21 protein-coding genes are annotated in these 19,246 nt (G+C 40.0%); 15 read left to right on the forward strand and 6 right to left on the reverse strand.

Going from position 1 to position 19,246, the window contains the following annotated elements; genetic code table 11:
• Positions 1-895: 895 nt before the first annotated feature.
• The 7 genes from IZT61_RS15745 (at position 896) to IZT61_RS15765 (ending at position 9,018) form a co-directional block, all read left to right on the forward strand.
• Positions 896-1,375, forward strand: a complete 480-nt coding sequence (locus IZT61_RS15745; RefSeq protein WP_196098007.1) for a hypothetical protein — start codon at positions 896-898, stop codon at positions 1,373-1,375.
• Positions 1,376-1,430: 55 nt separating this feature from the next.
• Positions 1,431-1,781: a hypothetical protein gene (locus IZT61_RS22605; RefSeq protein ID WP_394370743.1), complete on the forward strand. Its 351-nt coding sequence runs from the start codon at positions 1,431-1,433 to the stop codon at positions 1,779-1,781.
• Positions 1,782-2,041: 260 nt separating this feature from the next.
• Positions 2,042-2,170 carry a hypothetical protein gene (locus tag IZT61_RS22460; protein WP_262895695.1) on the forward strand — a complete coding sequence of 43 codons (129 nt, stop codon included), beginning with the start codon at positions 2,042-2,044 and terminating at the stop codon, positions 2,168-2,170.
• A gap of 76 nt (positions 2,171-2,246) precedes the next feature.
• The gene (locus IZT61_RS15750) at positions 2,247-4,049 is read left to right on the forward strand and encodes a hypothetical protein (RefSeq protein ID WP_196098008.1); all 1,803 of its coding nucleotides are present in this window, start codon (positions 2,247-2,249) and stop codon (positions 4,047-4,049) included.
• 11 nt (positions 4,050-4,060) lie between these two features.
• Positions 4,061-4,825, forward strand: a complete 765-nt coding sequence (locus IZT61_RS15755) for a hypothetical protein (RefSeq protein WP_196098009.1) — start codon at positions 4,061-4,063, stop codon at positions 4,823-4,825.
• Positions 4,826-4,964: 139 nt separating this feature from the next.
• A complete protein-coding gene (locus IZT61_RS15760; RefSeq protein ID WP_196098010.1) occupies positions 4,965-5,729 on the forward strand; it encodes a hypothetical protein in 765 nt (254 codons plus the stop codon).
• Between the two features lie 490 nt (positions 5,730-6,219).
• Entirely contained in the window at positions 6,220-9,018 is a 2,799-nt protein-coding gene (locus tag IZT61_RS15765; protein ID WP_196098011.1) for a lantibiotic dehydratase, read from the forward strand.
• On the opposite strand, the gene IZT61_RS15770 is transcribed toward IZT61_RS15765, so the two are convergent.
• Complete coding sequence (locus IZT61_RS15770; protein ID WP_196098012.1) at positions 9,015-10,130, reverse strand: sensor histidine kinase; 1,116 nt, start codon at positions 10,128-10,130, stop codon at positions 9,015-9,017. The genes IZT61_RS15765 and IZT61_RS15770 overlap by 4 nt on opposite strands.
• Before the next feature lie 140 nt (positions 10,131-10,270).
• Between IZT61_RS15770 and IZT61_RS15775 the strand changes: the two genes are divergently transcribed.
• Genes IZT61_RS15775 through IZT61_RS15795 form a run of 6 tightly spaced genes read left to right on the forward strand, consistent with a single transcriptional unit; the run spans position 10,271 to position 11,194 of the window.
• The gene (locus IZT61_RS15775) at positions 10,271-10,408 is read left to right on the forward strand and encodes a hypothetical protein (protein ID WP_196098013.1); all 138 of its coding nucleotides are present in this window, start codon (positions 10,271-10,273) and stop codon (positions 10,406-10,408) included.
• Positions 10,409-10,428: 20 nt separating this feature from the next.
• Entirely contained in the window at positions 10,429-10,563 is a 135-nt protein-coding gene (locus IZT61_RS22465; protein WP_262895696.1) for a hypothetical protein, read from the forward strand.
• A 23-nt stretch (positions 10,564-10,586) separates the two neighbouring features.
• Positions 10,587-10,724 carry a hypothetical protein gene (locus tag IZT61_RS15780; RefSeq protein ID WP_196098013.1) on the forward strand — a complete coding sequence of 46 codons (138 nt, stop codon included), beginning with the start codon at positions 10,587-10,589 and terminating at the stop codon, positions 10,722-10,724.
• 20 nt (positions 10,725-10,744) lie between these two features.
• Complete coding sequence (locus IZT61_RS15785) at positions 10,745-10,882, forward strand: hypothetical protein (protein ID WP_196098013.1); 138 nt, start codon at positions 10,745-10,747, stop codon at positions 10,880-10,882.
• Between the two features lie 16 nt (positions 10,883-10,898).
• A complete protein-coding gene (locus IZT61_RS15790) occupies positions 10,899-11,036 on the forward strand; it encodes a hypothetical protein (RefSeq protein WP_196098013.1) in 138 nt (45 codons plus the stop codon).
• A 20-nt stretch (positions 11,037-11,056) separates the two neighbouring features.
• A complete protein-coding gene (locus tag IZT61_RS15795) occupies positions 11,057-11,194 on the forward strand; it encodes a hypothetical protein (protein WP_196098014.1) in 138 nt (45 codons plus the stop codon).
• Positions 11,195-11,648: 454 nt separating this feature from the next.
• On the opposite strand, the gene IZT61_RS15800 is transcribed toward IZT61_RS15795, so the two are convergent.
• Positions 11,649-12,392 (reverse strand): LytR/AlgR family response regulator transcription factor, encoded by a 744-nt coding sequence (locus IZT61_RS15800; protein WP_196098015.1) that lies wholly within the window; start codon positions 12,390-12,392, stop codon positions 11,649-11,651.
• 357 nt (positions 12,393-12,749) lie between these two features.
• On the opposite strand from IZT61_RS15800, the gene IZT61_RS15805 reads away from it, so the two are divergent.
• Together IZT61_RS15805 and IZT61_RS15810 are read left to right on the forward strand one after the other, a co-directional pair.
• Positions 12,750-13,121, forward strand: coding sequence for a hypothetical protein (locus IZT61_RS15805; protein ID WP_196098016.1), 372 nt, complete (start codon positions 12,750-12,752; stop codon positions 13,119-13,121).
• 5 nt (positions 13,122-13,126) lie between these two features.
• The gene (locus IZT61_RS15810; RefSeq protein ID WP_230383722.1) at positions 13,127-13,636 is read left to right on the forward strand and encodes a type I restriction enzyme HsdR N-terminal domain-containing protein; all 510 of its coding nucleotides are present in this window, start codon (positions 13,127-13,129) and stop codon (positions 13,634-13,636) included.
• Positions 13,637-14,041: 405 nt separating this feature from the next.
• Here IZT61_RS15810 and htpG read toward each other — a convergent pair whose 3' ends face one another.
• From htpG to IZT61_RS15830, 4 genes are all read right to left on the reverse strand, one after another.
• Complete coding sequence (gene htpG, locus IZT61_RS15815; protein WP_230383723.1) at positions 14,042-15,928, reverse strand: molecular chaperone HtpG; 1,887 nt, start codon at positions 15,926-15,928, stop codon at positions 14,042-14,044.
• A 628-nt stretch (positions 15,929-16,556) separates the two neighbouring features.
• On the reverse strand, positions 16,557-16,946 hold the full coding sequence (locus IZT61_RS15820) for a response regulator (protein WP_196098018.1): 390 nt from the start codon (positions 16,944-16,946) through the stop codon (positions 16,557-16,559).
• A 109-nt stretch (positions 16,947-17,055) separates the two neighbouring features.
• The gene (locus tag IZT61_RS15825) at positions 17,056-17,919 is read right to left on the reverse strand and encodes an N-acetylglucosamine kinase (protein ID WP_230383724.1); all 864 of its coding nucleotides are present in this window, start codon (positions 17,917-17,919) and stop codon (positions 17,056-17,058) included.
• A gap of 16 nt (positions 17,920-17,935) precedes the next feature.
• Entirely contained in the window at positions 17,936-19,246 is a 1,311-nt protein-coding gene (locus tag IZT61_RS15830) for a TolC family protein (protein WP_196098019.1), read from the reverse strand.

Consider the following 19,246-nt stretch of genomic DNA (forward strand, 5'->3'; position numbering starts at 1 on the left):
ATCTCCCTAATTTTTCAGCCATCTTCTGCAAAACGGAAGGTGGCTTTTTTGTTTGTTGAGTTTGATAACGGTCGTCCTGCTGCCCCGAAGCTTCGGGATCAGCATCTTTCATGCTATAAAGTAATATGCTGTTTTATACGATACTACATGAACGGTCGTCATTCCCAGCTTGACTGGGAATCTTAATGCAAAAAAAATAGCGCAACGCTTTAAGATTCCCGCCTGCGCGGGAATGACGGCAAGAATAATTTACATCATCCGATAGCTATCCGATCATATTGATTTTTTTGCACTACCTGCCCGTCCGGTCAGGCGGGCACTACTATTGACGAAACTGTGTAATATGCTATTTTATAAGATACTACCTGAACGGTCGTCATTCCCAGCTTGACTGGGAATCTTAATGCAAAAAAATAGCGCAACGCTTTAGGATTCCCGCCTGCGCGGGAATGACGGCAAGAATAATTTAAGTCGTCCGATAGCTATCTGATCATATTGATTTTATTTCTAATAATTACCCCTCAGGATGACAGCGCAAAAAAACTTTTTCTTCCTCATCACTTTGAACAAATTTTACATATATTTAGGTCAGTAAAAAACTCCCCTATACATTAATCATTGTTTGCCCAGCTAATCCCACGGTTGAAAACGATTAATACAAACCACATTTTTTAGAAAAATAGTACACTTAGCACAGTGGCGTTTCAACCAGTGCTGGTCGAGGTTTGCATTCCCAGTGCTGGTCGAGGCCCAGTGCTGGTCGAGGTTTGTAACCTCGACCTACATAACACTGGATTTGTAATCCAGAGCTAAACGAGTCATTGTTGCAGTGCTATATTTTTGGCTGTGGTTTAAACTGATTAAGAATGAACTTAATATAAAACCAAAATGAATTATGAGTCAAAGCAACAAGATCTCAATTGAGATCAATCCGGAAGAATCAGCAGCCATTTCAGCAGCTCTCGAACAATTAAAGGTCACTTTAAAGCCAATTTTAACCATTAACTTAACTGCAGAGGAAAGAATCTCCACTTTAAAAATGGGCGACAAGACATTGGCTTTTGTAAATAAAACCCTGGAGTATGCCGTACAAAATCCTTCGTTGGTGCCTAATTACATCGATTTGGAAGAGGCAAAAAAAGATCACAAACTTGCAGCCGACAGTTACAACATTTTTCAGCAACTAAACACGCTTGTACGCGGCATAGAAGACACGGGCATGGTAGCAGGTGGCGATGCCTACGAGGCGGCATTAGTCATATATCATTCCATTAAGGGTGCAAGTCGATCTGACATTCCCGGTACGCAGGCTATGTACGATGATTTGAAGCAACGTTTTCCCGGTCGCGGCAAAGGAAGTACACCATCTGTATAAGTCTGATTTTTGATAAAGTGCCTTTACGGGCATTTAAAAGTACCTCCGAGCACCAATTTGGTGCTCGGAGGTATTAAAAGGTAGCTCGGAGGTATTAAAAGGTAGCTCGGAGGTATTAAAAGGTAGCTCGGAGGTACTAAAAGGTAGCTCGGAGGTACTAAAAGGTAGCTCGGAGGTACTAAAAGGTAGCTCGGAGGTATTAAAAGGTAGCTCGGAGGTATTAAAAGGTAGCTCGGAGGTATTAAAAGGTAGCCCGGAGGTACTAAAAGGTAGCTCTGAGGTACTAAAAGGTAGCTCTGAGGTATTAAAAGGTAGCTCGGAGGTATTAAAAGGTGGCTCGGAGGTATTAAAAGGTAGCTCTGAGGTACTAAAAGGTAGCTCTGAGGTAGTAAAAAGCATCTTTTAGATAGCAAAAGGTATCTCCGAGATACAAAGAAGTGGGTCTGTTCATTAAACTGTGTCACTGATTATATCTTTTAAGCCCTATTAGCGAGGTTGTCATCCGATAGCTATCGGATCTGACGTAGGAAGAATCTCTTACCTACGAAGCACTTGCCCCTTAAAAGCACAAGCCCTTTGGCTCTTGATTTTAAATCCAGCGTTAGGAAGAATCTCTTACCTACGAAGCACTTGCCCCTAAAAAAGCACAAGCCCAATATCAGCTTAATGAAACGTTACCTACATGCAGGTATTGTAAAAACAACGCTTCGTGTAAAATTTTATTTATTCTTTGAAGTTTTAATCGCTTTAGAGCGTGTGTTAGATTATTTTCATGTAATAATGGGTATTTTATAGTTGATAACATTTCTATTATCCTACCTTTAGTTTTTGATCATCCCTAAATAATAGAAAATTATTTAACATGATCGTCATGAAGAAATTAAAGTTTACCACCGGCAAGGCTGCGGCCTGCTTAGGTGTAATGTGCCTGTTATTGGTGCAGGGGTGTAAGAAGGACATTATACAGCCCAATTCAAAAGACCTGCAAAACGGCCTGTCCATCGCCGAGGCGAGGGCTTATTTTGAGCAAAACATCACCTCGATAAAGCACCGCAAATTGTCTTCAACCAGTCCTCTGGCCGATACCGGGACTGCAGACGACGACAGCACAGAAGCTAATCGGCCAATGTGGGATGCCGCCCAGCTCAAAGCGCTCGGCGCAGGCCCAAACGCCGTGTTAACCCCGTTGCACAGGCCCAATACCTATGTAAATATTTCTAAAGGCCGCATGGTACACTATGGCTTTCTGAACTACATGATGATGCGGAAAGACGAACAGGGTAATATGATAACCGAATGGGTAGAGTTGAAGCCAACCGAAAAGTGGATCGATTCCAAAACATCAAGGAAGTACGACGGTGCCATTATAGTTAAGAACTGGGATGGAAGCATAAAAAAGATCTACTCATTTGACAACGGCGAAATAATAAGAAAGAGCGCCTTGAAAAAGCGCATGCTGGCGAGCCTGAATGGAAAGGTTATGGACAGTTCTGGTGGCGATGTGCTTTGCTTGGTAACCACAATTTTAACTATAAAAACCCAGGCCAACACCTGCCCCTGTGTTGGCCATACTTATGCGCAATATGATATCTGCGACTGCCCTAGGGGCAAACCCAGCGAAGGTTCGCACAAAACAGCAAAGGTAGAAGTAGAATACGATTGCAACATAGATATACCGGATGATCCAATTGATGGGACAGGGGGCACTAGCTCGGGGGGGACAACAATTGGTACTAATGGGAGCATAAGTGGAGCCGGAACCAACGGAAATGACTATGTGCCGCTAAACTGTAACCCAGATCCGAATTATACCATCCCAACTATCCCACCACCCCCGGGCACAGCGTACGTGCTACCCTGCTCTCAACTGGCCATACCAGTTGAACCACCAATTACTCCTATCACGGCTCCCAAAACGTTGGCCGAGATACTGATAGAGTGGTTTAATACAGACGCCGACACGCAGATGCATCTTTCCGTTGCAGAGGTAACATTTTTAAATAACAACCCGTCAGTCACAGCAGAACTGTATGAACATTTGAAAACGGAAGATCGAGCGGTAAAAGAATTTGGCAGATGGGCGGTGGGGTATTTATTCTTGAATAAACCCTTAACCTTTGAACAATTACTAGGCAGGCTAATGAACAAACCCTTTGATTTTGAACCCAGCCAAGTACTTTACATCCCCAGAGATAGAGAACCGGCCAGCTATTATTGGAGGCCGAAATTAAAAGAGACGAAAGATTTTGATAAGTATTTAAGCTTTGTGCCAGGCGATACTAAACCAGAAGATTTGGTTAATTGTTATTATTACGCTTTTGGTGATGTGCCTGGGGCATTAAAATATCCTGGAAGCCCCAAGTGGATGCTTAGATTTGAGCTAGGCCCAGAATGGGAAAAAGTGAAGAATGGTATTCCTATCAAGGTTGGCGATAGAATAGGATACTATGTTCCTAACCATAAAGGGAATGGGCCAGCCTGGGCACATGCGGGCGTGGTAATTGAGGTTGATGCGCAAGGATATGCCACTAAAATACGTAGTAAAATGGGGCCATATTGGAACATTATCGAGCATCACCCTAGAGATATCCCAGCAGATTATGGCAGCACTGAACCATCATTTATAGTGAATGGCAAAGCAGAAGCTTCTCGCATTTATTATAGAAAAAAGTAATTTAATAGACCATGAGAAACATTTTTTTAATTATTACCTTATCATTTATTTCAGGAGCAGCCTTCGCTCAGGATACTATTGCCCATGACCTTCGAAAGTTAGCCCACCTTAAACTCTGGTGTGAGGTGCATGGGGTATTTCCAAATCAGAAAGAATTTAGTGATAGGAAAAAAGATAGGGGTAGAGATTCTCTTTTTTACCAATACGTTTCGCTTATTGCCAAGGTAAAGAAATCGCCCAAGATTTACTTAACCTATATTAATAAAGTATTAAAGGAAAACACCGACTCCTTGCGCAAGCAGGAGATGGTCTATAAAATTCCATTCCCTCCTACACCCCTTTATTATTATAATTCCTATTCGATCAAGATCATTGACCTGTACCGGGTAATAAAATATAGCCTTTTAGAACGGGATGATGATTACCTGCCCGAAAATTTTGTTGATCTAGGGGTAATCGACCCCAAAAACTATCATGGCTATTATGAGCCGGAGCCGAAGCGTGAAGCAGCGATTAAATACATCATCAAGCGGTTTTCGTTAAATGCCAAAGAAAAGAAGTTTTTGAGGGACGAACTGAATGTAGGCTATGTTATGGATATAAAAAACTTTTTAGATACCTGTGCACAAACTGCAGAGAACGAACTGTTTATAAGAGAATCGATCGCAAGTTTTGTAAAAGATAAAGAAGTCCCATTAGATGGGCTTTATTTCTATCACCGGCATCTCAAAGACACAGAAGGCTATATGCCGAGAGATAAGGAGCCCCGTAAATAACGCAGGTGCAATACGGCATTATCGAGCATCACCCAAGAGATATCCCAGCAGATTATGGCAGCACAGCACCATCATTTATAGTGAATGGCAAAGCGGAAGCTTCCCGCATTTATTATAGAAAAAAGTAATTTAATAGCCCATGAGAAAGATTCTTTTCATGATTGCCCTTTCATTGATCTCGGCTGTGGCCCTGGCTCAAGATACCATTGGCCGTGACCTACGAAAGTTAGCCCACCTTAAACTATGGTGCGAGTTATATGGCATATACCCAAATCAGAAAATATTTAGTAATCATGAAAAAAATAAAGCCATTAGAGATTCTCTTTTTTACCAATACGTTTCGCTTATTGCCAAGGTAAAAAAATCGCCCGAGGTTTATTTAACCTATATTAATAGGGTATTAAAGGAAAACACCGACTCCTTGCGCAAACAGACGACGACCTATAACAATTCAATCGTCACAATGCTTAATCGGTATAATCCTCATTCGATCAAGATCATTGACCTGTACCGGGTAATAAAATATAGCCTTTTCGAACGGGATGATGATTACCTGCCTGAAGATTTTCGTGGCCTGGGCGTAATCGACCCCAAAAATTATCATGGCTATTACGAGCCGGAGCCGAAGCGTAAAGCAGCGATTAAATACATCATTAAGCGGTTTTCGTTAAACGCCAAAGAAAAGAAGTTTTTAAGAGATGAACTGAATGTGGGCTATGTTATGGATATAAAAACCTTTTTGGATACCTGTGCACAAACAACCGAGAACGAAATGTTTATAAGAAAATCGATCGCAGGTTTTGTAAAGGATAAGGGAGCCCCGTTAATCGGGCTCTATTATGACCATCTGCTTTTCAGAGACACAGAAAACTATATACCGAGAGATAAGGAGCCACCTAAATAGCGTAAGGGCAATACGGCATTATCGAGCATCATCCAAGAGATATCCCTGTGAGCTACGGAGATACTAACCCTACTTGCACGTACAACGGAAAACCATATCCGTCAAACAGGCCCCTTTTTTATATTTCAAACATATTGATTGTGCAATTAAAAACAATAAACTAAATAAAAAGACCCAGAAGATACTTATAATTATTTCCCAAGTATAACGTCCTCAGACCCGAGACCCAATTTGGTAACACAATTGGATCTTTACAAAATTATTAGATATAGTTTGTTTGAAAAGAACCAGTGCTGGTCGAGGTTTGTAACCTCGACCTACATAATACTGGATTTGCAACCCAGAGCTAAACACGTCCGGATTGCAAATTCAGACTAGCGTGAAACCGTTCTTCACCAAAAACCCGGCTTAAATCGGTAAACATGCTTTTTCACTTTAAAACAGGCCCAATTGAATAATCTTTTGTAATTTCCGCTCACTGAACAAACTCATGAAAGTTAACATCGACTCCACCTTAATTTTTAGAACGCCCAAATTTTCGTACACAGACGAATTGGGCGATTGCTGGGATGAGTTGAAAGCCGCCATTGCCCTGTCTTCAACGTCGTTTTACGAAACAATAAAAGATGTTAACGTAAGCGGACTTGATGCGCTGCCTCCAAAAATCTATTTTACCATTTGGAAATACTTTAACAGGGCCAAATTTCGCTCAACACCATACGGAACCTTCGCCAGTTTCACCATTTTGGAGAATGCGATCGATGAAAACAAAAGTCAGATTGTAATTAATGAGCGCCAAAAACTGACTGAGTTGCTCGATTGGCCACTTAAAAACAACATTCAGTTTAACATTAACGACTTACTTAATAAAAACTGCCTGCTTTTTAGCAACAGCAGTTACTATTTAACACCGCAAAGCTGCCGTTATATTGCCTGTACCGATGGTGTTTTTGAGCTGGCAGAAATTGATAAAAACGAGGAGGTGTTGCAGATTTTAGCGGCTTGCTTAACGCCTTTACGAGTTAACGATCTGGTAACAAAGCTCGGTTTAGAAAACGAGGCCCTGCCCGAATTGTACGAACTTTTGCAAGATATGCACGAGCTGCAGCTGATTTTTACAGCATACGACCCAAATATTATCGGCGAGGATTATTTCGACAGGATTGGAATAAAAAGCGATGAACAGGCGGCAAAATACATTATTGCCGAAAGGCATGCACAGACTGGCGCACTAAATAACCCTATTTTAAGGGCCTTGCCAGGTTTGATCGATTTATTGCACCACAGCATTCGGCAAGGCGAGCGGACCGCATTGCAGCAGTTTGTACGCAACTTTAAGAAAAGATTTGAAGATAAAGAAGTGCCTTTGCTGCAAGCCCTCGACCCCGAACTGGGCGTTGGCTATGACGATTTGGAACAAGCCGGAACCAATGATGACCTTATCGCTCAGTTGAGCAGTAAAAAGAATAAAGAGGCCGATGTGGACGACCTCAAATCGCTGCTTTCGCAACAACTATCAGCGCAAAAATTCAATAGCGCCGATCCCATTTTGTTAAACAAACTTCCGCTGAAACCGCTCGAAAAAGTAAACCCACTTCCTAATTCGGTGAGTGTACTGATGTCGGTTGTAGATGATTTAATTTTTATCGATCAAATTGGTGGCACCACCGCAAATGCACTAAGTGGCCGGTTTACAATGGCCAGTTCTAAAGTGGAAGCCTATTGTAAAGCCACCGCACAGAGAGAGCAAAGCGCAAATGAAGACGTACTTTTTTTCGATGTGGCCTATATGGTCGAAGCCAATATCGACAACATTAACAGGCGTAAGCTCGTGTACGATCATCAGCTCTCGATTTTAAATTTCGACACTTCGGCAGAGCCACTGACACTCAACGATATTCAAATCGCTATGCGAGGGTCGGACATTATTTTGCGCTCCAAAAAACTGAACAGGCGCATTGTTCCCAAAATGGCCTCCGCCTATAACTACAGCAGATCAGACCTTTCGGTTTTTAGGCTGTTGTGCGATTTGCAGCACCATCGCCAGCAAACAAACCTTTCCGTTTCGCTCGAAAGCCTGTTTCCAAACCTCCGTTATTACCCAAGGCTGCAATACCATAACATCATATTGAGTGCCTCGAAATGGAAAATCGATAAACAAAACCTAACCGACACGAAACAGCAGTTTTTTTCTGTTAACGATTGCAGAACGTATCTAAAATCGCTGGGTGTTAACGGCCTTTTCAAAACAGGGGTGTCCGATCAAACCCTTTGCTTTGATGTGGAAAGCGATAACGATGTTTCGGCGTTTTTACAGTACATGCAAAAACAAACCAGCGTTTACCTGGAAGAAGTGGTTTTACCCATAAACAGCGCTGTAGTTGATGAAGCAGGGAAACCTTATATGGCCCAGTTCATTCTAAACCTTTATCACCAAAACAAAATATACAACAGCATTTTGCCACAAAGCGAGGCACCTGCGGTGCAAGAAATCTTTCCTCCGGGAAAAGAATGGCTTTATTTTGAGGTTTTTTGCCATCAACAACGTGCCGATCAGCTCCTTGTAGAAATTGTTTCTCCCTTTGTAACAGCACATCAACAGCACATTAAATCGTGGTTCTTTATCCGCTACAACGAAAATGGCGATCACATCAGGTTTCGCATCCTTTTAAACGATGAGCGTGACGGACAAAAACTAACTTCGCTATTCGTTAACGATTTAGATGCATATTTAGCTGCCGGCCTGATATCCGACATACAGATTAAGACCTACAAACGCGAAGTAAACAGGTATGGGGCAGATTTGATAGGCACTGTAGAAACACATTTCTGCGCCGATAGCAAATATATATTGTCTCTTATCGAAACACAGCCCGACAATTTTAGCAAGTATAAACTTTGTTCGAGCCTGGTGGAGCATATTCAGGCGTCAAAAGTGCTCAGCGCCGATAGGCTGGCCAAGGTAATAAAGCACGTATCAGACGCTTTTAATGAGGAACATCGACTTGAACCGGCAGATTTCAAAAAGCTGAACAGTCAATACCAGCAATTTAGAAAACTCGAAAATGTGCCGCTAACTGCGTATCAGGCAGAACATTTCGAGGGATTTGCAACAAGCCTGGTATCTACGTTAGGCAGTGCCAGCGAACAAAACCGGGAAAAACTGTTTTCGGACTTAATCCACATGCACGTAAACCGACTTTTCAATAAAGATCAGCGCACCCACGAAATGGTGATTCATTACTTTCTGCTTAAAGATATTCAACGCGTACTCGCCATGCAACGCTAGGCGCCCAGCTTAGCAAGCGGACTAGGAATATCAACATCAATTTCGGTGATATACCTGTTCAATGGGTCGCGGTAATACCTAAAGATGTACTCCTCTCCATAAAAATTCGCCAGTCGCTTGTTAATATTGTCTATCCCAACATGATGACTTTCTGTATGCTTTCCCTTGTTATCGTTTACCATATTAATGGTGGTAATGTTTAAATTGTTCTTTTCGTAGGCAATCTTAATGAGTGCAGGTTGTGTAGAATGCGATACATTTCCATGTTTAAAAATGTTTTCAACCAATGTAAGCAAAATCAGTGGCGGGAAACGTACGCCAAATAACTGGCCAACAACCTCAAGTTCGAGGTTTATCGTATTGGCCGTTCGCAGCTTATGTAAGTTGATCAGGTGCTGTATCTGTTCAATTTCTTCACTTAAAGGCACCATATCCGATGCCTCGGGCCGCTTTAGGGCGTACCGCATCATTTCTGCCAGGTTCATTATCGCATCGGCGGCCATCGGCGCTTTTTTACGCGCATCGTTGTAAATAAAATTCAGGGTATTGAACAAAAAATGCGGGTTGATCTGGCTTCGCAGATAATTGTTTTGCGATTGAATTAGGTCATTCTCAAGCCGCTGATTCTGTATTTGTGTAACGAGAGACTGCCGCTCGAGCTCCTCCACTCTGCTTCTTTCTTCTAACGATATGATCAGGTAAACATAACCGGTAGAATATCCGATAATTGCTAGCGAGCGATATATGCCTGATAAAACTAGGTCTAGCCCTAAAGTTGGTGTCCCTTCAGGCAAAAAAAGTAAGTTGATCTTTTCGAATAGGATGAACAAGGCAATGCTATAAGCCACGTATGCGACGATAGCTGTAGCAATGAGAATAATGATTTTTAGAAACTTTAATTTGTTCTTATGTGTAAGGATTTTTTTAAGGATCCAGGCATAGCTATAGAACAAACTAATATTGGCAATATATACAATTGCGTACGCCCCAATCTGCCTAAACCGGCCACTGATAAAACCCAGTATGAATACTTCATAAACAATGAAAATAGTCCAGATTAAGAGGTGGAGCTTATACTTTTCGTATAAGGATTTGAATTTTAAAAGAGTCATTTTTTAGTATTATGTCAATTTAATTAGGGGTTTTACCGCCCAAAATGGTGGGTTTGTGTAAAAAAATGGTAGAGTTTATCATATCAGTGCACCTTTACATCAATCAATAACAACAAATCACAAATCAAAAATTTAATAATATGAAAACTCAAAACAACTCAAAGCTTACTAAAAAAACTGTCTTCGTTTACAAAAGCGTTAAAGCTGAAAACAACTTTGCTACACATCCGATCGGTGATATGAGCCAATCAATCGCTACCAGTATTTTGGCTTATTAATAACTTATAAAATCAAAAACATGAAAACTCAAAACAACTCGAAGCTTACCAAGAAAACTGTCTTCGTTTACAAAAGCGTAAAAGCTGAAAACAACTTTGCTACGCACCCGATCAGCGACATGAGCCAGTCAATTGCTACAAGTTTCATCATTTAATTATAACACTTAAATATATCATTATGAAAACTCAAAACAACTCAAAACTTACTAAGAAAACCGTATTCGTTTACAAAAGTGTGAAAGCTGAAAACAACTTTGCCACTCACCCAATCGGCGACATGAGTCAATCAATCGCTACAAGTATCTTAGCTTATTAATAACTCAAAAATCAAATAACATGAAAACTCAAAATAACTCCAAGCTTACCAAAAAAACTGTCTTCGTTTATAAAAGCGTCAAAGCTGAAAACAACTTTGCCACACATCCAATCGGCGACATGAGCCAGTCAATCGCTACCAGCATTTTAGCTTATTAATTTAAAAATCAATAACATGAAAACTCAAAATAACTCCAAGCTTACCAAAAAAACTGTCTTCGTTTATAAAAGTGTTAAAGCTGAAAACAACTTTGCCACACATCCAATCGGCGACATGAGCCAATCAATTGCTACCAGTATTCTGGCCTATTAATCATTTAAAAATTAAAGAACATGAAAACTCAGAATAATTCAAAGCTTATCAAAAAAACGGTATTCGTTTACAAAAGTGTGAAAGCGGACAACAACTTCGCCACGCACCCAATCGGCGATATGAGCCAATCAATTGCTACCAGTATCCTCGCCCATTAATTGTCGAGCTTTCATATTACCTCACAATAGCCAAAAGCTTATAAAAAGCTGTTTTCAATGCCAAAGATTTTGCCTTAAATGCTTATAACTCAATCTGCTTAAGATATGTTTATCAATTGCTAGTTTGTCATTAGTTAATAGTATCTTTAAGTTCAAATTAAAATCCCATGAAAACTCAAAATGGCTTACGACTCAGGAAAAAGACTGTTTTCGTTTACAAAAGCATTAAAGCTGCAAACAATTTTGCCACACACCCAATCGGCGATATGAGCCAATCAATTACTACGAGTTTTATACGTTTATAGTTAGCTCAAATACCGTTTTAAAAAACAGGGTTGATCTCAGGATTTTTAAGAACGGTTTCATATAACAAATATCGGGTCTTTAAACTAAATAGCATTTTGCGATACGCGAAAATGGCTATACATGTACCCATTGTGCCAGTGTATAACTATTACTGGTTTCTGTTAGATTTTAACAAGCTGCTTTGTACATACGCAAAAAAAGCGTCTTTGTACCCTTCGCCAATCTGAATCATTTCATTATTCACGAGGCGTATAATATTACCATCTACCTTTTTAATGGCCGACTTGGCCACAATATTTGATTTGTTTACGCGAATAAATGCGTTATTTTCTAATGCTTTTTCAATTTCCTTTAAGGTTAAGTAGGTGGTGTGCGTTTCAGATTTAGTAATGATCTGTATGTAATTTTGTAAAGCTTTTATGTAAAGTATTTCATCAATTGCGATGTTAGAAAACGCGTACTTATGGTCGCCTTTAATGTAAAGGGCCGCTACCTGTTCTACCTCTTTGGGCGAAGCTTTTGCAGTAGTAGACTCTTTCTTTAAAATCCGATCTATGCCCAGGGCAAACTTTGCAAATGATATTGGCTTAAGGAGATATTGATCTGATTGCACATCAAATGCCTGAAGTGCATAATCCGGATGTGCAGTGGTAAATATCAGATACTTAGTTTTCTCTCTGATCGTTTTTGCCAGTTCAATCCCGTTAATACCCGGCATATCAATATCCATAAATAATAAATCAATCTCATCATCAACACTGATCTCTCTGAGCGCCTGCACAGGGCTGGTAAAAGTTTTAAAAACCGTTAGGCCCTGCATTTCCGCAATATGGTCAGTTAACACCTCTATCGCATGCTGCTCGTCGTCTATAACAATGCATTTTAAGTTCATGATTATTGAATAAGTTTGTTTGAAGGATTGTAATGCAAGTTAAGTAAAAATTTGGTTCCCATCACATAGAAAAAATACTGGCTTGCCCGTTTCATCACACAAACTTAGTGGTTTCGTGTAAAAAACTGAGGAGTTGATGTAAAAAAATTACACATATTCATTCTTTTTTCAATCTTTAAACTGTTTGCCAAAAACAAATAATTAGAGGTAAGAAATTACTTGTAATTAAATATTAAACATCTGCCTACCCAAGCTTGTGTAGCCTGTAGATATGAAAATTAAAAGCAGGCCATACAATACTGGGTTTAGTAACTTAAAGATTTGAATTAAAAGACATAGTGCCTACTGAAAACTAAAATGAAAAACAACGGTTACGAGTATTTACTTAACAGCATTTATTACCGCGGTGGTATTACCAACCAGGGAATGAATGACCTTTTGTATCAGGAAATGCAGAATGAGTATGGCAACCTCAACCACCAGCAAGCAGGGGCGAACCTGAACGGTGGATATGCATTTAAAAAGTCGTTCTTAGTAGTTAGAAACTATGTTCAGCAGGCGATTAAACATGGAATGAAGAACCTCCGATTGAAAATGGAAGTTGCCGACATTACCAAGTTAACTTATATCGTTGCCATGTTGAATAGAGAATTTTTTGATAAAAAGAGCCTCGATTCAATCATCGCTTCAGCGAACGCAGTGTTCAGTCAATACAATTTAAAAAATTAATCCTATTGAAATATAACAAAATGGAACTTAAAGACGAAATTGGGCAATTTGCCGTAAGAATCAAAAAAATGCTTCCGCAGGTTCAGTCGGAAGATTTGACCAGGAATGCGCTGGTAATGCCTTTCATCCAGATTTTAGGCTTCGATCCTTCAGAGGTTCAATCTGAGGCTGTAGTGGATTTTGGCGTTAAGAAAAGTAAAAAAGTTGACTATACTATTATGAAAGATGGCGAACCTACTATTTTGGTAGAGTGTAAACATCACAATGATAGCCTCGATATTCATGATTCTCGTTTGTCGAAATATTTCCGTAAAACCAAAGCAAAATATGGTTTATTAACCAACGGTTTGGTTTATCGTTTCTATACCGAGAAAATGGTAAGATCTAAAAAGAATCAAGAACCATTATTTGAGTTCAAAATAACTGATACAAAAGCAGCTACAATTGCAAAAATGATCGAAGAACATAAAGATTACTTCAATGTTGATCATAAACAAGCAAAATTAGCTAGCTAAAAAGACTTTAATTTTAATCTAAGAGTTCCCGAAAATTCTGACTAAAAACCCTGATCTTGATCGGGTTTTTTTTTGCCCGAAATTTTCAAATATCAGTCAACGGATGGTTACCTGCAAGCTGCTTTTATTCATCTGATGAGTTTGAAAGACAGCCAAAAAAAAAGGGAGAAAGTTTTTAAGCTTTCTCCCTTTGTAGTGTTTATTCACTTCGGTGGATTGTTATTTTAGCATAACTTAACTACATTGGTCGGCACTTTTGCATGCTGAGCTCGATTTAGAAGTGATTTTGTAGCTTTGCGTTCATGCTAAATAGATCCTGAAATAAATTCAGGACGACGACCGCTCTTATTCAATAGCCGATAAAACCCCGAACAAAAATAGCTGATCGGAACAGGGGCTACTGTATTAAATCAGCTCAACACTTCTGCTTACAAATGCCGTTAAATCTGCTCCGGTTAACATTCCTTGCGCTAATAAAGCCAAATCAACCGCTTGCTTAGCGAGGTTGGTTTGCTCTTCGCCCTCGGCCTTTAATATTTTGCTAACCAATTTGTGGTTACCGTTAATAGCTACTTTATAATTGTCTGGCATCTGGCCATAAAAGCCCATTCCGCCGCCCATTGCTGCCATATCTTTCATCCGGCGCATAAACTCATCCATGGTAATGGTAACGGGTAGCTCATCGGGGTTTAAGGCCACCACTTCCACTTGCATACCTGGCTTGGTAATTGCCTTTTCGAAAATGCTAGTTACCTCTTTTACCTGGTCTTCGCTCAACACATGCTCATTAACCTCATCTTTTTCTATGAGTTTATCAGCAACGCTCGAATCGACACGTTTGATTGAGGTTTTTTCTAACTTCTGCTCCAGCTGGTTAATGAAATGGTTGTCGATTGGCGAATCTAAAACTAAAACATCGTAGTCCTTTTTGTTCGCCGATTGAATGAAGGCATCCTGTTTCGAGGCATCGTTCGAGTACAGATAAACTACGTTTCCATTTTTATCTGTTTGCAAAGGCGCAACTTTGTCTTTATATTCTGTTAAAGTAAAAAGTTCGTTTTTAGTATTGCCAACTAAGGCGAAGTCTTTAGCTTTATCGTAAAACTTGTCTTCGCTGATCATGCCGTATTTTACAAACAAACCAATATCTTTCCATTTTTCTTCGAACGATTTACGGTCTTTGTTAAACAGTTCAGCCAGTTTATCGGCAACCTTTTTAGTAATGTAGTTGTTGATTTTTTTCACATTGCTATCGGCCTGTAAGAAACTGCGTGATACGTTTAACGGAATATCCGGCGAATCGATTACACCGTGTAGCAACATTAAAAACTCAGGTACGATGTCTTTAACCTCGTCGGTAATAAATACCTGACGAGAAAATAGCTTGATTTTGTTGCGTTGCATTTCGAAGTCGTTTTTCAACTTAGGGAAATACAATACGCCCGTTAAATTAAAGGGATAATCAACATTTAAATGAATCCAGAATAAAGGCTCTTCACTAAATGGATATAACTCGCGGTAGAAACTTAAGTAATCCTCGTCTGACAAATCTGCAGGCGCTTTCGTCCAGATCGGGTTTGTAGTGTTGATGATGTTATCTACTTCAACATCTTTGAATTGTTTTTTACCTTCGGCGTCTTCACCATCTTCAACCGATTCTTTTTTAGTGCCAAACTTAATTGGAACGGGCAAAAATTTAGCATATTTATCTAAAATACCCTGCAGTTTCGACTCTTCTAAAAACTCCTCAGAATCTTTGTTAACGTGAAGGATAATATCGGTACCACGGGTTTCTCTGGTGCCTTCGGTAATCTCGAATTCCGTGCTGCCATCGCACACCCAGCGTGCTGGTTCGGCACCATCCTGGTAGGATAAGGTTTGAATTTCGACTAAATCTGCAACCATAAATGCAGAATAGAAGCCTAAACCGAATTTACCAATAATTTCATTGGCATCTTTAGCATCTTTAAACTTTTCTACAAACTCACTTGCACCGGAGAACGCAACCTGGTTGATGTATTTTTTTATTTCTTCGGCCGTCATACCCAAGCCGTTATCGCTAATGGTAATGGTTTTAGCTTCTTTGTTAACCGAAACTTGTACCAATGGTTGACCCACTTCGCCATTAAACTGACCCAAAGAACCCAGCCTTTTAATTTTTTGAACTGCATCTACTGCGTTAGAAACTAACTCACGAAGAAAAATCTCGTTATCGGAGTATAAAAATTTCTTAATAATCGGGAAAATGTTCTCGGTATGTATCGAAATGTTTCCTTTTTCTTGTATGCTCATATATAAAGTTATTGTTTAATCTAGCAAGTGCATATCAAGGCTTGTTCCAAAGCGTTTTCTTTGCCAAATTGACAGGGTGGTTTGAGGTTTGATGTGTTTTGCGTCCGATAGTTTTATTGTTGGGTTTTAGTGTGGGTTGCGGTTTGCAACATCGACCTGGCCAATGCTGGATTTGAAATCCAGCGCTACGGCTTGAAAGCCAAAAAAGTCTAATTTTTAAAACTTGACCTCTTTATATGGAGTTTGCGCATCGACATCTGATAGCTATTGATTGAAAGAACAGCTGGTCCTGATTTCTGCTATGGTGTGTAGATACATCTCAAGGACATTGTTTTACGACCTGGATAATCGGAATGATGACCAAATTTTATGGCGTTGTACAAGAACGGCCGTCATCCTCAGAGATTAGTTTTAAAAAAAAACAAAGGAGTGCAGATGACGGTTTTCAATGCTGTTATTCTGAGTACAGCGAAGACCGCGAAGTAGCTACGAAGTAAATCGCCAAGCGATGAGAAACAAAACGCCAATAATGCACCTGACTAGCGGAAAACCGGTTTCGAAGGATGACAACCATTCAAACAAAAAAGCCGGTTGTTGAACCGGCCTTCGTATAAATATGTTGTTTCTTTTAATTCATTAAATATTTTTCATCCTGCTCTAGCGAGAGAATTTTGGTGATTTTTTTCAGCAATACATCCATTTGGAATGGTTTCGAAAGGAAATCGTCCTGACCGTAATTAAGTGTGGTAAAATCTTTAGGATCGTATAGGCCGGAGATCAGCAAAATGGGGATTTTCGAGGTGCTTTCAATCGATTTTAATTGTTCGCATACTACCCTTCCATCAATGTGACCCAAGGAAATATCAAGTAAAATTAAATCGGGGTTAAATTGTTCAATTCTGTTAAAAATCTCCTCGCCATCATTAAGTGCTGAAACCTTAAAGCCGCCAATCTCGAGTATTAATTGTATGGTTTCTAAAACCTCAATATCATCATCTACTACTAATATTCTCTTCATATGTTCTGCGCAAATTTGTGTGCCTCCAAAATTATAACAAAATGTAAGTTGTTATGTTTACAATCTTAAAAATATTTTAACAATATCTTTATATGTAAAATGAGATGGATTAACTGGCATGATTTGCTATTCCCTCTTTCTGAAGTATGAAGCTAAAAAGCTCATCTATGGGCTTTTGTAGTATTTTACCCGGTTCAATATCATTATGTTCGAGCACAGCAATCAACTCCTCTTGATAATAGTAGGCAATGGAGCCTACAAAATGGCAAGGAATGTTCTTATACTTCGGATAATCTTTAACGTTGGTATCTACAAATTCCTGAAAGCCGGCCTTTAAAATTTCTTGAATAAAAGGGTGGTTTTTATGGCTTGCCATAAACCGGCTAAAGCCGGCCAAAAATATGTTTGGAAACGGCTTTTGGTAAATATTGGTAATAATCTGCTCTTTCTCTATCGGGTACGATTTTTTAAATTCTACGGCGAGTTCTGCAGGCATTTTGTTGTAGAGGTAGGCCAGCAATACCTTTTTGCCAAAAAACGTTCCTGAGCCCTCATCGCCCAAAACGTAGCCCAGGCCGTGGTGGCCATCGTGAATTTTCTTTCCGTCGAAATAGCAAATGTTTGATCCGGTACCTAGTATACAATTTAAGCCTTCGGCATTGCCGCACGTGGCATACACCGAGCCCAGCAAATCGTGATCGACGGATATAAACGCCTTGTTGAAAACATCCGAAAGCCCGTTTGAAACTACCTCATGCTTATCTGGCGATGAGCAACCGGCGCCAAAAAAATATATTTCGGTTACCTGGTCGGCATATTGGGTTATAGTTTCATTCTTTTTAATGAGCTTGCTAATTTCCTGTTCATTTAAGAAATAAGGATTTATGCCAGGGGTATTAAACTTAATGACTTCACCATTAAGGTAACCCATCCAATCGGTTTTTGAGGAGCCACTGTCAGCAACAATTATCATGCACTAAATATAAAGATTAATTGGATAAATCTATGTTTCCACTAATTTCTTTTAATGTCGTTTCGGCTATCTTTGCTTGGTATTGCATTTCGATGAACCGATTTTGAGCATCGATGGCATTCCGCTGTGCTTCTCTGAGTTCTAGCGGGGCAATGCTTCCCAACCTATATTTAGCTAAGGTAATGTCCAGATTTTCCTTGGCAATATCCACATTTCGCTGCTCCAGTTTAACCAAATCGAGAAAAGTGCTGTAGTTTTGATAGGCAGACAACAGTTGCGCATTCACATCGAGCTTGGTCTTGTTCAAGTTCAAGCTGGCCGTTTCAATCTCAATTTTTGCGTTTCTTTCCTGCTGTCGCTGTAAAAAGCCATTAAACAAATTGATGCTTGCCGTAACGCCGTATGTAAATCCGTTTGCAGCAAATTTCTGATTAAATCCGGTTGGGCTGGTGCTATTTGCACGGCTGTAGCCCGAGTTTAAACTAATTACCGGATATCGTGCTCCTCTAATTGCTTTCAATGTTAACGATGCAATCCGCTGATTGATAAATGCATTTTGAACATTTGGATTCTGCTGTTCAGCAATTTCGGCCTGTTTGGTAAAAGAAATCGCAGCATCGATGTCGATTGAATTGATCACGGAGAAATCGGTGCTTATGTCTCTTACCATGAGTTGGTTCAGACGCACTTTGGCAACCTGAAGGGCATTTTTGATTTGCAAAAAGCTGGAGGTATCGGTGTTGTAATCTACCTGTGCGGTTAATACGTCCAGTTTGGAACCCCTGCCCAACTGAAGCTTGGTTTTAGCAATATTTGTTCGTAAGATGGAAACATCCATTGCACTATCGGCCGCAACGAGTAGCTGTTGCTGCCTAACCACATCATAATAAGCCGTAATTACATCGGCAATGGTGGTTAAGATGGTTAAGCGAGAAGCAACCTCGCCTTGTTTTTGCAGTTCCTTTAATCGATCGTAGTTGGCAAACATGCTAAAACCGTCAAATACCGTCCAGTTTAAATCTGCTCCCAAATCGTTATTGGTACTTTTTGCACCGTTGATCACCCTGTCGGCGCCTGTTGCCGGTGTTTGTCGCGTATTTTGAATGCTTCCTCCGTTGGAGTAAGTGCCTATAAGGGAGGGCAGCATTCCGGCATTGCCAATGTTGGCATTGTTTTTTGCTATTGCGATATCATTTTTGCTGATTTTGATATCATAATTGTTCTGCATGGCAATGGTAACTGCTTCTTGCAGTGTAAGTTTTTCCTGCGCAAATCCCGAAATCGAGAGGCTGAGCAGAAAAAACACTATTTTCAATCTTTTGCTCAT

It is taken from the genome of Pedobacter endophyticus, from assembly GCF_015679185.1.
Lineage (GTDB): Bacteria > Bacteroidota > Bacteroidia > Sphingobacteriales > Sphingobacteriaceae > Pedobacter > Pedobacter endophyticus.

What these genes read in the sequence shown, in the direction of transcription:
- IZT61_RS15760 (WP_196098010.1), top strand. Translation starts at nt 4,965, where the DNA reads ATGAGAAAGATTCTTTTCATGATTGCCCTTTCATTGATCTCGGCTGTG.
- IZT61_RS15750 (WP_196098008.1), top strand. Translation starts at nt 2,247, where the DNA reads ATGAAGAAATTAAAGTTTACCACCGGCAAGGCTGCGGCCTGCTTAGGT.
- IZT61_RS15805 (WP_196098016.1), top strand. Translation starts at nt 12,750, where the DNA reads ATGAAAAACAACGGTTACGAGTATTTACTTAACAGCATTTATTACCGC.
- IZT61_RS22460 (WP_262895695.1), top strand. Translation starts at nt 2,042, where the DNA reads ATGAAACGTTACCTACATGCAGGTATTGTAAAAACAACGCTTCGTGTA.
- IZT61_RS15755 (WP_196098009.1), top strand. Translation starts at nt 4,061, where the DNA reads ATGAGAAACATTTTTTTAATTATTACCTTATCATTTATTTCAGGAGCA.
- IZT61_RS15825 (WP_230383724.1), bottom strand. Translation starts at nt 17,919, where the DNA reads ATGATAATTGTTGCTGACAGTGGCTCCTCAAAAACCGATTGGATGGGT.
- IZT61_RS22465 (WP_262895696.1), top strand. Translation starts at nt 10,429, where the DNA reads ATGAAAACTCAAAACAACTCGAAGCTTACCAAGAAAACTGTCTTCGTT.
- IZT61_RS15790 (WP_196098013.1), top strand. Translation starts at nt 10,899, where the DNA reads ATGAAAACTCAAAATAACTCCAAGCTTACCAAAAAAACTGTCTTCGTT.
- IZT61_RS15830 (WP_196098019.1), bottom strand. Translation starts at nt 19,246, where the DNA reads ATGAGCAAAAGATTGAAAATAGTGTTTTTTCTGCTCAGCCTCTCGATT.
- IZT61_RS15780 (WP_196098013.1), top strand. Translation starts at nt 10,587, where the DNA reads ATGAAAACTCAAAACAACTCAAAACTTACTAAGAAAACCGTATTCGTT.
- IZT61_RS15775 (WP_196098013.1), top strand. Translation starts at nt 10,271, where the DNA reads ATGAAAACTCAAAACAACTCAAAGCTTACTAAAAAAACTGTCTTCGTT.
- IZT61_RS15800 (WP_196098015.1), bottom strand. Translation starts at nt 12,392, where the DNA reads ATGAACTTAAAATGCATTGTTATAGACGACGAGCAGCATGCGATAGAG.
- IZT61_RS15765 (WP_196098011.1), top strand. Translation starts at nt 6,220, where the DNA reads ATGAAAGTTAACATCGACTCCACCTTAATTTTTAGAACGCCCAAATTT.
- IZT61_RS15770 (WP_196098012.1), bottom strand. Translation starts at nt 10,130, where the DNA reads ATGACTCTTTTAAAATTCAAATCCTTATACGAAAAGTATAAGCTCCAC.
- IZT61_RS15820 (WP_196098018.1), bottom strand. Translation starts at nt 16,946, where the DNA reads ATGAAGAGAATATTAGTAGTAGATGATGATATTGAGGTTTTAGAAACC.
- IZT61_RS15795 (WP_196098014.1), top strand. Translation starts at nt 11,057, where the DNA reads ATGAAAACTCAGAATAATTCAAAGCTTATCAAAAAAACGGTATTCGTT.
- IZT61_RS15785 (WP_196098013.1), top strand. Translation starts at nt 10,745, where the DNA reads ATGAAAACTCAAAATAACTCCAAGCTTACCAAAAAAACTGTCTTCGTT.
- htpG (WP_230383723.1), bottom strand. Translation starts at nt 15,928, where the DNA reads ATGAGCATACAAGAAAAAGGAAACATTTCGATACATACCGAGAACATT.
- IZT61_RS15745 (WP_196098007.1), top strand. Translation starts at nt 896, where the DNA reads ATGAGTCAAAGCAACAAGATCTCAATTGAGATCAATCCGGAAGAATCA.